Source organism: Sphingomonas sp. Leaf23 (assembly GCF_001421585.1).
GTDB lineage: Bacteria > Pseudomonadota > Alphaproteobacteria > Sphingomonadales > Sphingomonadaceae > Sphingomonas.
In genome coordinates this window covers 236956-250281 of sequence record NZ_LMKR01000003.1, presented here as the reverse complement: position 1 = coordinate 250281, position 13326 = coordinate 236956, and the positions used below count along the sequence as shown (strand labels likewise).

The window sequence follows — 13326 nt, the reverse complement described above, 5'->3', positions numbered from 1 at the left end:
CCCCGGCGCGCGACAGCCCGATCGACAGCTCGGCGGATCGGCCCTGTCCGAAGCGCGTGGGGGCCGGATCGACCCCAAGCGCTTCGGACGGATGCCGGATGGGCGGTTCAATATGCGGCCGAGAACGTCAGGAACCACTGGCGCGGCGGGATGGGATAGGCGGAAAAGCTGTTGGTCGCCGATCCGACCGACAGCGTGGACTTGCCCCGCGCATCGGTCAGGTTGGTGACGTTCAGCGCCAGTTCCGCCTTGCGCAGCGGCAGGATGGCGTCCGGCACGCGCGCGGCGACCCGCAGCGAGGTGAGGAAATAGGACGGCACGCGCGCATCGTTGCTGAACGTCGCATAGCGCGCGCCGACATAATCGCCGATCACCTGCGTATCGATCGGGCCCAGCGTCAGGTTCGCGACCGTCTTGTTCATCCACTTCGGAATGCCGGGCAACTGCTTGCCGCAGGTCGGCACGACGCCATTGGTCACCAGGAAGCCGCCGATGCAGGTGTCGGTCGCGGCGCCGATCCCGCTGGCGGTCGAGGTATAGTCGCTCTGGTACTTCGACAGGTTGTACGAGGTGGCGTTATAGAGCGAGAAAAGCTGCCCGGCGCGCAGGGTGAAGGCGGCGTCGATGCCGTCGGTCTTCACATTGCCGACATTGACCAGGATCGACGTCCCGCCGGTGATCGCACCACCCGCGATCCCGCCCGGATTGGTCGAGATGGCGAGCAATCGATCGCGGAAATCGACATGATAGTAATTGACCTGCGCGCTGAGCGACAGCCCGCCGCCCAGATTGCGGTTGGAACGCAGGCCCGCTTCATAGGTCCAGCTGCTTTCGGGGCGCCCGTTCTGGGCAAAGGCGTTGAACGCGGTCTGGCTGCCGGTGAACCACGGGCCGCCGCCGCCCGCCAGATAGGCCTGATACTGACGCAGGTTCTTCTGCGCATTGGCATAGAGTTCCTCGCTGCCGTTGAGGTCGAACTTCGCACCGACCGCCGGCAGGAACCAGCGCAGCGTGTTGATCCGCCCTTCCGGCAGCGTGCTGGTCAGGCCCGACAGCGATCCGACGCGCGGCTGCACCGGATAGCGCCCCGACGCCCATTGCGCGCTCGTCTTGAACCCGGCCTGCACCAGCAGCCGGTCGAACACCTGCCAGCTGTCCTGCAGGTGGAGCTGCAGCTGCTCGATCTTCGCCTCGCCCTGATATTGGGTGAACAGCGGCTGCGCGACCTCCAGCGGGCGGATATAGGGGGTGCTGTTGCCCGGATTGTTCGCATCGACCGCATACCAGCGGCGCCACTGGGTCGTGCTGTTATGTTCGAACCAGCCGCCCAGTTCGATCTTGTGCGCGCCCAGATCGACGTCGAGCGCGGAGATGACGCCCCAGCGATCGATGCGATATTCGGTGGTGCGGGTGATGAGGCCCGACCCGCCGGTCGCCGCGACCAGGGCGGCACCAGCGGCGGCGGCCTGCTGCGCGGTCAGCGCAGTGCAGCTCGACGGGCGCACACCGTTGTTGTTGGCGGAAAAGCGGCAGTTGGACGGCAGCGTGGCATAGGTGGGGTCGAGATAGGCCTGCGCGGTCGTGATCGACTGGCCAAGCGGCCCGGCCACCACGCCGGCGCCGTCATTATGATGGTAATAGGCGGTGTGCGACAGCGTGGCATTGGGCGCCAGCCGCGCCTCGTAACGGCCATAGGCGAGGTAGTCGGTGCGCTGCGCGTCCGAATAATAGTTGCGGTAATTGCCGCCCTGCGCCGCAGGCGAATTGCCGAGCGTGCCGAGATACCCGGTGCGATAGCCGTTGAAATCGGGGTAGAAGAACGGCTTGGTATAGGGAGTGTAGAGCTGCGTCGACGTGGCGGTGCCGCCGGCCGACGGCTTGAAGAACACCGTCGCGTCCTCGTTCGGCTGGGTCATGTCGTTATAGTCGAAATACAGTGTCAGCTTCCCGATCCGGTCGTCATGCACGAACTTGGCATTCGCCTGCCACCCGCCCTGGATACCGTTGAAATCCCACGCCCGCGCACGCTGCCGCACACCCGAGACATAGGCGCTGTTCGTGCCGCCGAAGGTGCCGGTGTCGAGCCGGACAAAGGTGCGCGACGTGTCGTAGCTGCCGACCGTCTGCGCCGCCGCAATTCCTGGCGTGGCCAACGGATTGGCCGAATAGGTCTCGACCGTGCCGCCTAGATTGCTGTTCGACGGCGTGGCGAGATCGCCGGCGCCGGTCGCGACGACGACGCGGCCGACATTCTCCGAAATCACCGCGCGCTGCGGCGACAGGCCGTTGTAGTTGCCATAGCTCTGATCGCCCAGCGGTATGCCGTCCATCGTGTAGCCGAGCTGGTTGGCGGCAAAGCCATGGATGAAGAGCTGCGCGTTCTGTTCGTTGTTCCCCCACGGATCGGCGGTGATGTAGAGGACGCCGGGCAACGTCTGGATCGCCTTGAGCGGGCTGACACCGGGCAGGATCTTCTGCATCTCGACGCCCGGCAGCTCGACCGCGGTGCGCGTCCGCCCGCCGGTGACGACGATCGTCGACGGCTCGGCACCCTCGGCTTCGCGCGCGCTGGTGGATGCGTCGGCCTGCTGCGCCGACGCCGTGGCGGGCATGGCGGCCGCGAGCGTGAGGGCGAGCAGCGACACGGACGGATGGATCATCTTCATTCTTCCCGGAAACGGCGACGGCGGTGGTGCTGCGCGTCCGGTACGCATCATTGCGGTTATATTGGTGACGGTTGCGTCACGAATTGGTGACGACGGCGTGTCAGATCGATGACGATGATCGGCTGGCGGCCCTAAGGACCCCGTCGGGGCGCGGCGGTTTACCGTCCCATCCCGTTTGCTGCCGGCGACCGGTCACGCCCGTTCCGATCCTGATCTTCGTCCACGCGCTCGGGATGAGTGCAGCGACATGGCACCCGGTGCGCGCGCGGTTGGGTGGCATACCGTCGATCGCGATCGACCTGCCCGGCTTCGGCACTGCCGTCGACACGGGATCGGGCGACGTCGCAGGGATAGTCGATGCGGTGCGGCCGATCGTCGCGCAGGCCGGATCGTGCGTGCTGGTCGGCCACGGCATGGGCGGCAAGATCGCCACGATCGTCGCCCGCCGAAACCACCGGGACGATGGTGGCCGGCGTCGTACTGGTCGCGGCATCGCCCCCGTCGCCCGAACCGATCTAGGCGGTGCGGCGGGCGCGGATGATCGACTGGTTTGCCGACGGGACCATCACCGCGGAGGATGCGGCGGCATTCATCGACGCCAATTGCCCCGGCCGCTAAGCGATCAAGCGGCAGAGGCGGTGCGGCACAGCCGTCCGGCGGCGTGGACCGGCTGGCTGGAACGTGGCAGCCGCGAGGATGGGGACCGCCGGGTCCGATCGCGGCCGATACCCGCGCTGATTGTTGCCGGTGCGGAGGACTGCGATCTGGGAGAAGCAGCGCAGCGGCGGGTGAACCTGCCGCAGTATCCGTCCGGGCGGGTGGAGGTGGTGGCGGATGCCGCGCACCTTATCCCGCTGGAGCAGCCCGACCGTCTGGCAACGTTGATCGCCGACCATCTGCGGCGGATCGCTCAGGCATAGGCATAGGCCCCACCGGCGGCGAGCGCGGCGCGATAGGCCGGGCGGGCGTGGATGCGGTCGAGCCAGGCGATGACGTGCGGACGCGAGGCGTCGAGACCGGCACGGTTGCGCGCCGCCTCCAACGGAAAGCTCATCATGATGTCGGCGGCGGTCATCGCATCGCCGGCGAACCAGTCATGGGCAGCCAGATGTTGTTCGACATAATCAAGATGGACGTCGATCATCGGCTGCACCTTCTTCTGCGCGGCTTTCCCCAGCAGCGGCACGCGGCCGAGCACCAGCTTGACCAGTAGCGGCGGCATCAGCGAGCCTTCGGCATAGTGCAGGAAATGGCGGTAGTGCAGCGCGTTGCGGCGATGGGCGGGCATGCCCAGTCGGCCGTCGGCCTTTTCCACCAGATATTCGACGATGGCGCCGGTTTCGGCGACGACCAGCGCCCCGCCCGCTGCCCCGGCATCGCTGTCCTCGATCACCGGCGATTTGCCCAGGGGGTGGATACGGCGCAGTTCGGGCGGGGCCAGCATCGTCGCCTTGTTCCGCTCATAGCGCTTCACCGCATAGGGCAGGCCCAGTTCCTCCAGCAGCCAGAGCACCCGCTGCGAACGGGAATTTTCAAGGTGATGGACGACTATCATGGAACCCCCGGTTGCGCGCGGTGCGAATGGCAAAGTTCACAAAGTTCACACTCGCCAAACGATCCGTCGCCTGCACGACAAAGGCGACCGACCGTGACGACAAGCGGACGGCGACCCATCGGATCGCCGCCCTGCCCGTTACATATCGTCGTCGCCATCCTCGGCATCGGGGCCCGTCATCATTTCCTCGGCGACCTTTTCGGTGCGCTGGCGGATCGCCGCCTCCAGCTTGTCGCGGAGTTCAGGATGTTCAGTCAGGAAGTTCTTGGCATTTTCACGCCCCTGCCCGATCCGCACGCTGTCATAGCTGAACCACGCGCCCGACTTCTCGACCAGGCCGGCCTTCACGCCCAGGTCGAGGATCTCGCCGATCTTCGAAATGCCCTGCCCGTACATGATGTCGAATTCGACCTGCTTGAACGGCGGGGCGACCTTGTTCTTCACCACTTTCACGCGGGTCGTGTTGCCGATGATCTCGTCGCGGTCCTTGATCTGCCCGGTGCGGCGGATGTCGAGCCGGACCGAGGCGTAGAATTTCAGCGCGTTGCCGCCGGTCGTCGTCTCCGGGTTACCGTACATCACGCCGATCTTCATGCGCAGCTGGTTGATGAAGATCACCATGCAGCGCGAACGGCTGATCGAACCGGTCAGCTTGCGCAAGCTCTGCGACATCAGTCGTGCCTGCAGGCCGACATGGCTGTCGCCCATCTCGCCCTCGATTTCGGCACGCGGCACCAGCGCGGCAACCGAATCGACCACCAGCACGTCGATCGCGTTCGAGCGGACCAGCGTGTCGACGATTTCCAGCGCCTGTTCGCCGGTATCGGGCTGCGACACGATCAGTTCGTCGATGTTGACGCCCAGCTTCTTGGCATAGACCGGATCGAGCGCATGTTCGGCATCGACGAACGCGACGGTGCCGCCGCCCTTCTGCGCCTCGGCCAGCACGTGCAGTGCCAGCGTGGTCTTGCCCGAGCTTTCCGGCCCGTACACTTCGATCACGCGGCCGCGCGGCAGGCCGCCGACGCCGAGCGCGATGTCCAGGCCGAGCGAGCCAGTCGAGATCGCCTCGACCTGCATCGCTTCCTTCTGGCCCAGCTTCATCGCCGAACCCTTGCCGAATGCCCGGTCGATCTGCGCCAGCGCGGCGTCGAGCGCCTTTTGCCGTTCGCCTGCCGCCTTGTCGTTCGCTGCCGCCATCTTGCTATCGACCGCCTTCAGATTTGCCGCCATATCCAGCCTTTCGCGTAGAGCAACCGCGCCGAGGGTTCAACGCGCCTTGTTGGATTTGCATGTATTCGTTTTGTTCCCGTTCCGCAAGAGCGGCTGTTGACGCGGTGGCTTGGTGACGCAACGATCGGGCGACGGGGATAAAGGGGCAACCGACATGGCAGCATGGATCTGGGTTGGCGTAGCGGCCGGGATGGCAACCGCAGCGGTGGTGGGATCGGAACCGGTGCGGCAGCGACCAGCAGTAGCCTCGCGCGCGAACGCATCGCTTTGCGAACCCCGGGAAACCGTGATAGCCCATTGCGCGATCGGGACGCGGCAGGTGTCGATCTGCGCGCGGGGGTCGACCGCCACATATCGCTATGGCCGACCCGGGCGGGTCGAACTGACCGCATCCGACCTGCATTGGGCCAGTACCGGCTATTCGGGCGGCGGCGAGTTGCAGGTCACGGCGCGCAATGCCGGCCATAGCTACACGCTGTTCGACCGGATCGTGCGAACCGGATTCGGCGCGGACGGGCTGAACTATCCCAGGGAAGACTCCGGGCTGGTCGTTCGCCGTGGCGCCAAGGTCCTGTCCAACCGGCGTTGCACGTCGATACAGCCGATCGCGGCGGAGGTACGCGACCTGCTGCCGGAGGGCGAGTTCGTGGAGCATTGAGTTGGCCCCACTATTCCGCTCGAAAGCGGATGTGACGGGTCCGGCCAGGCATGGGAAGGTCGAGACGGACAATATCGCCCGCGCGGATGCGTTCCTTGCCTGTAAAATTGGCAAAGCCGATCGCAAGGGAGCGCTCGCCCTTTGCCGGCACGGTCAGGGTCGGTGCAGTAGCGGCACTACCCGCATCGTAGAGCACCGGTGGGACATCATTGTCGCTACGCCCGTCAGACCGGTTCACCCCCGCCATGTCGGAGACCGACCACAAGGCAGCCTCTTCCCCGCCCCGGCGCAGACGAAGCGGCGCAAGTTCGACCCGAACCGGTTGGATGCCGCCATTGGTATATCGCAACTGCAGCGCCTGTGACGCCTCCGCCGCCCATTGCCCCTGGATGACCGCGACGACCCGCCCTTCCCGGACGGACATGCCGTCACCGGATATCCTGCCGCCATCGATCGGTACCAGGGTACCGGCATCGCCCATGCGGCAAGCGCCAAGAACGAGCGCCAGCGCGGCGATCCGGGCGAGTGTCATTGCGCGTCCCGAGCTTGCGAAACGGAGGGACGAGGGCACGCCGACGTTCGGCATCTGCCGTCAGCTGCTGGTGGTGCCGACAGCCTCCGCCACGCGCCGCTTCTGTGCCGCGCTCATCGCCTCGGTTTCGGTCAGGTCGACAACGTGGGTGGTGGCCCGGCCGGCCCGCTGTGCAATCCGCGAACCGGTCACGAAGTCAAAGGCCGACCGGATCGTGAAACGGTCAATCCGATAGATGCCGGGATGCCCAGCCGGAACCTCCAGCGGAATATATCGTCGTCCGCGGACCTGTTGCAGCACGGCGCGTTCCCACTGCCCCAGTCCGGACGTAGTCAATATTTCGGCATCCGCGGTTCGCCCGTCCGGTCGAATCCAGTATCCGACATCGGCCAGTCGGATATCGCCAGTCGCGACCCCGTTCGACATCATGCCGGCGGGGGCCTGGACGTCCTCCACCGGTTGCGACGACAATAGCGTCGGACGGGCGACCGCCGACTGGCGGAGCCGTGCGGCCAGCGCATCGATCGCACCGGCATCGCCCTTGTGCAGGGCGATGCGCGCCAGGAATATCGCGTGCAGGTCGTTCATCGCGCGATTCGCCGGGCCGGCAATGGCCATGGCCTCGTCCATCAGCCGCATCGCCCGCTTCTGGTTGCCCAATCCCATTTCCAGCCATGCCAGGCGGAACGTGGCCCCTGCCGCGAGATCTGTCTTTCCGCTGTCGAGCGCGAGGCGCTGCACCTTGGTGAGGACACCGGTTGCCGACGAGACATTGCCGTTTTCCAGCAGGTCGCGGGCCAAGGTCATTTCCTCCAGCAAGGTCGCCGGATTGGACGGACCCAGATATTTGCGAAGGATCTGGACGTTGCCGCGCGACGCATACATCCACTCGCGCGGATACCCATCATGCTCGGCCACGGTGGCAAGCGTCGCATATAGGCTGGAAACCGGTCCGGGCAGGTCCGCGGCATGGCGGCGGTTCCGCGCGATCGACCGGAGCAACACATGCCGGGCCTGCGCATAGCGCCCGGCCGAGAATTGCTCGACCGACGCCTGAAGCGATGCCTCGACATCCTCGGCGGGCGGGCATTTGCGAGCCAAGCAGGCGGCCAAGGCGTCCGTCGCATGGTGGCCGACGACCACGATCTCCTCGGCCAAGGCGGCGGGCGGCGGGGCGGTCGTCTGTGCGACCGCAAGCAGGATCGTGGACAGCATTGATCATGCTCGCCCGGACGGCCTGCCCTGTCAATCAATCCCGTGCCGGATCGGCCGGGAGGTCAACCGAGATCGTTCAGCGCCTTTTCCACGGCATCCATCGTGAACGGCTTCGACAACACCGGCCGGTCGCGATGGGCGGGTTCGATGGTGTCGCCCGATCCGCCGGTCGCCAGCACGAACGGGATGCCCGCCGCTGCCAGCCGATCCGCGACCGGCCAGCTCTTTTCCCCACCGCGCAAATGCACGTCGAGGATCGCGCCGTCGATGCCGCCCTTGTCGATCGCCGACACGGCGGCGGCCACGCTGTCGGCGGTGCCGGCGACGGTGCGGCCGAGCATGTCGAGGAAATCCTCGAGCATCATGGCGATCAGGGGTTCGTCCTCAACCAGGAGGATACGCGCAGGCGAGGTCATAACGGCCGCCCTTTAGCGGTCAAAGCAGGAACACTGCAACCGAATTCGCGGGCTGTTCAGGACTTTGCCAGCGCATCGCGCGCGGCGGTGGCTAATTGTTGGACCGAAAACGGCTTTGGCAGGAACGATACTTGATCCAGATCAATCGAACGGCGCAACTGTTCCTCGGCATAGCCCGACATGAACAGGATCGGTAGCGTCGGATAGACTTTGCGGACATGGCCGACCATCGTCGGACCATCCATCGTCGGCATCACCACGTCGGAAATCAGCAGGTCGATATGCGGCCGGTCGGCGAGCAGCTCCAGCGCCGCCTCGCCATGTTCGGCAGTCATCACGGTATAGCCCTGCCGCGTCAGCGCGCGTTCGGCGATGGCGCGGACCATGTCCTCGTCCTCGACCAGCAGGATCGTGCCGGTGCCCCAGGCTGGTTCGGCCGGTTCGGCCTTCAGTTTGGGATTGGTGCCCAGCCGCGGCGGTTCGGCGGCGGCGGCGTGGACCGGCAGGTGGATGGTGAAGGTCGACCCCTGCCCGGCACGCGATTCGGCAAAGATATAGCCGCCCGACTGCTTGATGATGCCATAGACGGTGGAAAGGCCGAGGCCGGTGCCCTTGCCGACTTCCTTGGTCGTGAAGAACGGCTCGAAGATCTTGGGCAGCACGTCGGCGGGGATGCCGGTGCCGGTGTCGGACACCTTCAGCGTCACATAATCGCCGACCGGCAGCACGTCGTCGTCCATCGCACGGACTTCCTGCGCGCTGGTCGCCAGCGTCTCGATGGTCAGCACGTTGCGGTTGCCGCCCTGCGAGAGCATCGCGTCGCGGGCATTGACCGCAAGGTTGACGACGACCTGTTCGAGCTGCCCCGGATCGGCGCGCACCGACCCCAGCCCGCGACCATGATTGACGACCAGCTGGACGGTTTCGCCGAGCAGACGCTTCAACAGGTTCGACACCTCCGAAATCACGTCGGGCAGCTGCAGCACCTGCGGGCGCAGCGTCTGCTGGCGGGAGAAGGCGAGCAGCTGGCGGGTGAGGCTCGCGGCACGGTTCGAATTGGCGCGAATCTGCTGGATGTCGTCATAATCGCTGTCGCCGGGCGCATGGCGCATCAGCATCAGGTCGCAATGCCCGATGATCGCGGTCAGGATGTTGTTGAAATCATGCGCGACGCCGCCCGCCAGCTGGCCGACCGCCTGCATCTTGGTCGCCTGCGCCACCTGGCGCTTCAGCTTGCCCTCCTCGCCCGTGTCCCGCAGCGACAGGACCACGGCAGCCTCGCCCAACCCGCGGGCACCGGCGATCGACAGCGCGACCGGTTCGTCGGTGCGATCGTTCAGCCGCACGGCCATGTCGGCGCTATGCTGCGCGCCCCCGGCAAAGCGGCGGACGGCATCGGCCAGCGCAGCCTTGTCCTCGCGCACCACCAGATCGCCGGGATAGAGCGGCGGCGCGACCGGATTGACGCCGGTCGCGCGGATGAAGGCGTCGTTCATGTGCAGGAAGCGCCCGTCGCGATCGACCAGCGCCATGCCGACCGGCAGCAGCGAGACGAGCGCACGGACCTGCGCCGCCGATCCGGGCGCGGCGATCGGCATCAGGCCGACCGGCGCTTCCTCTTCGTCCAGCATCGCCACCAGCATCGGCCCGGCGGGATCGTCGACGAACGGCACCTGCACGATGCGCAACGGGTCGCCGCCCAGCCCTTCGCGTTCGAAGCGGACCCGCCCGCGATTGTCGGTGACGAGGAAGCGGGCAAAGTCGCGCCCCTCGATCGTGGCATCCTCGTTCCCGACGGCGCGGGCGCGGAACACGCGGTTGGCGGCGCGGATGCGGCCATCGGCGCTGAGCAGCGCGACCATGACGCCGGCCGTACCTAGCCGCTCGCCGGCGTCACCCGCGATCATCGCGCGCATCGTCACCGCCTCGGCAATCACCTGCCCCCCTTCGAAGCGCCAGACGAGCATCGATTCGCCGGCACGGGCGAGCGTCGCCACGATGGACGCGTCGCCCTGTCGCACGGTCACCTTCGCATCGCCGTCGCGCCATGCGGCCCGCGCCGCGCTGGCCAGCGCACTGGCATCGACGCCATCGCCCAGCACGCCCGGCGGGGTCGGATAGCCGCCGAACAGCGCGGCATAGCGGTCATTGGCGCACACCAGCCGCCCGGCGCGGTCGGTGACGGCCAGCGCATGGGGGCTGACCGATGCCAGCGTCTGCGCCAGCGACCAGTCGACCACGGGTTCCGCCGCCACGCTGTCGCTGGTCCAGCGGCGCAGGCCGAGCGCGATGCCGGCAAGGATAATCGCCGCGGCGACGAAGCCGATCGCGACGGGCACGCTGCCGATCGTCCACAGGATCAGCGCCGCCGCCAATCCCCCTGCGACCAGCGCGATGGCGAGCGGCAGGACCGGTGAAGCGACGGACGGAGATTTCGACAGCATGACAAGGCTGTTGGGGTGGTTCGGGGGGTGGCGTCAAGCGGGGCGTCGGGTGATCCGTCGCGCACGCGGGGCGTGTGGGGTTTTGCGGGCGGCGCACGTCCGCTGTTCGATCAACGACGTGCCCCCGCGCAGGCGGGGACGAGTCGACGATGCTATTGGCGTCATGCTCTTTTAACTCCGTGCCCCCGCGCAGGCGGGGGCCCAGGGTCAAGCGGGCTGACGTTGGCGCTCTTGGCCCTGGGGCCCCGCCTGCGCGGGGGCACGGGTTTGGTTTAGGGCAGTTCGCTTCCCACACACCGTACCCCGGCCGACGCCGAAACACGATGTGAAGGGAAAAACCGAAACCCCCTTACCAGATGCGCACGCGCTTTTCGGGCGGCAGGAACAGATATTCGCCCATCGCCGGCTTGTAGCCCGAATACCACGGGTCGAGGTTGCGCACGACCCAGGCGCGCTGTTCGGACGGGCTGTGCGGGTCGGTCAGCAGCCGCTGGCGCAGATTCGCCTCGCGGTAGCTGCGCCGCCACACCTGCGCCCAGCCGAGGTAGAAGCGCTGTTCGGGGCCGAAGCCGTCGATCACTTTCTGATCGTTCGGAAAGGCATGGGTGTAGGCGTCCCATGCGGCGGTCAGGCCGGCCAGATCGGCGATGTTCTCGCCGAGCGTCAGTTCGCCCTTCACATGCAGGCCGGGCAGCGGCTCGTACGCGTCATATTGCTTGACGAGGGCGGCGGTGCGTTCCTCGAAGCGCTTCACGTCCTCGGCGGTCCACCAGTCGGTGAGGCTGCCGTTGACGTCGTACTTGCGGCCCTGATCGTCGAAATGGTGGCTGATCTCGTGCCCGATCACCGCGCCGATCGCGCCGTAATTGACCGCCGGATCGGCGTTCGGGTCGAAGAAGGGCGGCTGCAGGATCGCGGCGGGGAACACGATCTCGTTCATCACCGGGTTCGCGTACGCGTTCACGGTCATGGGGGTCATGAACCATTCCCACTTCTGGATCGGCTTGCCCAGATGCTGCACGTTGTAGCGCTGCTGCCACTGGTTCGCGCGGACCATGTTGCCGTACGCATCGCCCGGCGTGATGGTCAGGTCGCTCATGTCGCGCCACTGATCCGGATAGCCGATCTTGGGCGTGAACGCGGCGAGCTTGGCGCGTGCCTTCGCCTTGGTTTCGGGCGCCATCCAGTCGAGATTGTCGATCCGGCGGCCCATCGCTTGCGTTACGTTGCGGACCAGTTCGTCCGCCGCCGCCTTGGTCGCGGGCGGGAAATATTTGGCGACGTAAGCCTTGCTGACGTCATCGGCGACCGCGTCCGAGGTGAAGTCGACCGCGCGCTTCCAGCGTTCCTCCTGCTGCGGCGTGCCCGACAGGACGGTGCCGTAGAAGGCGAAATTCTCGGCATCGAACGCCTTGGGCAGCACGCTGGAGAAATTGTCGAGCGAGCGGACTAGCATCTGGTCCTTCAGCACGCCGAGCGGCGCGGCGCCGATCACCTTGGCCATGCCGGTGAACGCGGTCGGCTGCGCGACGATCACGTCGGTGGTGTTGGCGCCCAAACCCCGGAAATAGGTCGCGAAGTCGAAACCCGGCGCACGGCGCTGCAGCTCGGCGACGGCCATCTTGTTATAGGTCTTGTTCGCATCGCGGCTTTCGATCCGCGTCCAGTGCGCCTTGGCGATCTGGGTTTCGAACGCGACGATCGCGGCGGCGCGGGCGGCGGCATTGGGTTCGCCGGCCAGCGTCAGCATCTTGGCAAGATGCGCCTCATACGCCTTGCGCTGTTCGACCAGCTTCGCGTCGGTCGACAGATAATAGTCGCGGTCGGGCATGCCCAGGCCACCTTGCGACGTCTGCAGTGCATAGACGGTCGGCTGCTTGTCATCCGGGCCGACATAGGCTCCGAACGGCCCGCCGACGCCCGACTGCGCCGCCTTGGCCGCCAGCGCGGCATAGCCGGCCTTCGACGACAGGCCCTTGATCTCAGTCAGCCACGGCTGGATCGGGGCCAGACCCTTCGACTCGATTGCCGCCTGGTCGAGATAGGTCGCATAAGCCACGCCGATCTTCGAATTGGGATCGCCCTTCGCCGCGTCGAGCAGTTCGCGGGTGCGCGTCTTCGACAGGTCGTCCAGCGCGGTGAACATGCCGTAGTTCGACTTGTCGGCCGGGATCGGCGTGATCTTTTCCCAGTTGCCGTTGGCATATTTGTAGAAATTGTCGCCCGGCTTCACGCTGCGGTCCATGCCCGCGACATCGAAGCCGAAATCGCCGATCTCGGGCTTGGGCGCTGCTGCTTCGGCTGCAGGCGCCGGCGTGGTGGCGGCGGTTTCGACCGGGCCGGTCGGCGCGGTGGTGCAGGCCGACAGGGCCGACGCCGCAAGCAGGGTGGTGAGGACGAAACTACGCCGCATCGAATAAGCCTCTTCGTATCGGGTGATACCGCAATGCTGCACCCCGGCTTATCGATCGTCAATATCTGGTTTGCCGCACATGCTCTCCCGTTCGGTTCGAGCAGCTTCGAGCCTGTCGAGAAGCGTGCGTCGAGAACGGGGCGCTTGGGGAAACCCCTTCTCGACAGGCTCGAACTTGCGCTCGAAGCAAACGG

Annotated in this window: 10 protein-coding genes; 2 read left to right on the top strand and 8 right to left on the bottom strand. The window is 66.4% G+C overall.

Annotation, left to right across the window (positions count from 1 at the left end):
* Positions 1 to 107: 107 nt before the first annotated feature.
* On the bottom strand, positions 108 to 2660 hold the full coding sequence (locus ASE67_RS09495; RefSeq protein ID WP_055761526.1) for a TonB-dependent receptor: 2553 nt from the start codon (positions 2658 to 2660) through the stop codon (positions 108 to 110).
* A gap of 92 nt (positions 2661 to 2752) precedes the next feature.
* On the opposite strand from ASE67_RS09495, the gene ASE67_RS17745 reads away from it, so the two are divergent.
* Positions 2753 to 3586, top strand: a complete 834-nt coding sequence (locus ASE67_RS17745; RefSeq protein WP_268795370.1) for an alpha/beta fold hydrolase — start codon at positions 2753 to 2755, stop codon at positions 3584 to 3586.
* Here the strand turns inward: ASE67_RS17745 and ASE67_RS09480 are convergent.
* The gene (locus tag ASE67_RS09480; protein ID WP_055759959.1) at positions 3577 to 4221 is read right to left on the bottom strand and encodes a glutathione S-transferase family protein; all 645 of its coding nucleotides are present in this window, start codon (positions 4219 to 4221) and stop codon (positions 3577 to 3579) included. The two genes, ASE67_RS17745 and ASE67_RS09480, sit on opposite strands and share 10 nt — an antisense overlap.
* Before the next feature lie 138 nt (positions 4222 to 4359).
* On the bottom strand, positions 4360 to 5454 hold the full coding sequence (recA, locus tag ASE67_RS09475; RefSeq protein ID WP_200909284.1) for a recombinase RecA: 1095 nt from the start codon (positions 5452 to 5454) through the stop codon (positions 4360 to 4362).
* A 286-nt stretch (positions 5455 to 5740) separates the two neighbouring features.
* Between recA and ASE67_RS09470 the strand changes: the two genes are divergently transcribed.
* Positions 5741 to 6112 (top strand): hypothetical protein, encoded by a 372-nt coding sequence (locus ASE67_RS09470; RefSeq protein WP_156348570.1) that lies wholly within the window; start codon positions 5741 to 5743, stop codon positions 6110 to 6112.
* 10 nt (positions 6113 to 6122) lie between these two features.
* On the opposite strand, the gene ASE67_RS09465 is transcribed toward ASE67_RS09470, so the two are convergent.
* The 5 genes from ASE67_RS09465 to ASE67_RS09445 form a co-directional block, all read right to left on the bottom strand.
* Positions 6123 to 6698, bottom strand: a complete 576-nt coding sequence (locus ASE67_RS09465; RefSeq protein ID WP_156348569.1) for a hypothetical protein — start codon at positions 6696 to 6698, stop codon at positions 6123 to 6125.
* A gap of 6 nt (positions 6699 to 6704) precedes the next feature.
* Positions 6705 to 7859 carry an energy transducer TonB gene (locus tag ASE67_RS09460; protein WP_055759951.1) on the bottom strand — a complete coding sequence of 385 codons (1155 nt, stop codon included), beginning with the start codon at positions 7857 to 7859 and terminating at the stop codon, positions 6705 to 6707.
* 62 nt (positions 7860 to 7921) lie between these two features.
* Positions 7922 to 8275 (bottom strand): response regulator, encoded by a 354-nt coding sequence (locus ASE67_RS09455; protein ID WP_055759948.1) that lies wholly within the window; start codon positions 8273 to 8275, stop codon positions 7922 to 7924.
* 56 nt (positions 8276 to 8331) lie between these two features.
* Positions 8332 to 10719 (bottom strand): hybrid sensor histidine kinase/response regulator, encoded by a 2388-nt coding sequence (locus tag ASE67_RS09450; protein ID WP_055759943.1) that lies wholly within the window; start codon positions 10717 to 10719, stop codon positions 8332 to 8334.
* 349 nt (positions 10720 to 11068) lie between these two features.
* Positions 11069 to 13132 carry a M13 family metallopeptidase gene (locus ASE67_RS09445; protein ID WP_055759940.1) on the bottom strand — a complete coding sequence of 688 codons (2064 nt, stop codon included), beginning with the start codon at positions 13130 to 13132 and terminating at the stop codon, positions 11069 to 11071.
* Positions 13133 to 13326: the final 194 nt, after the last annotated feature.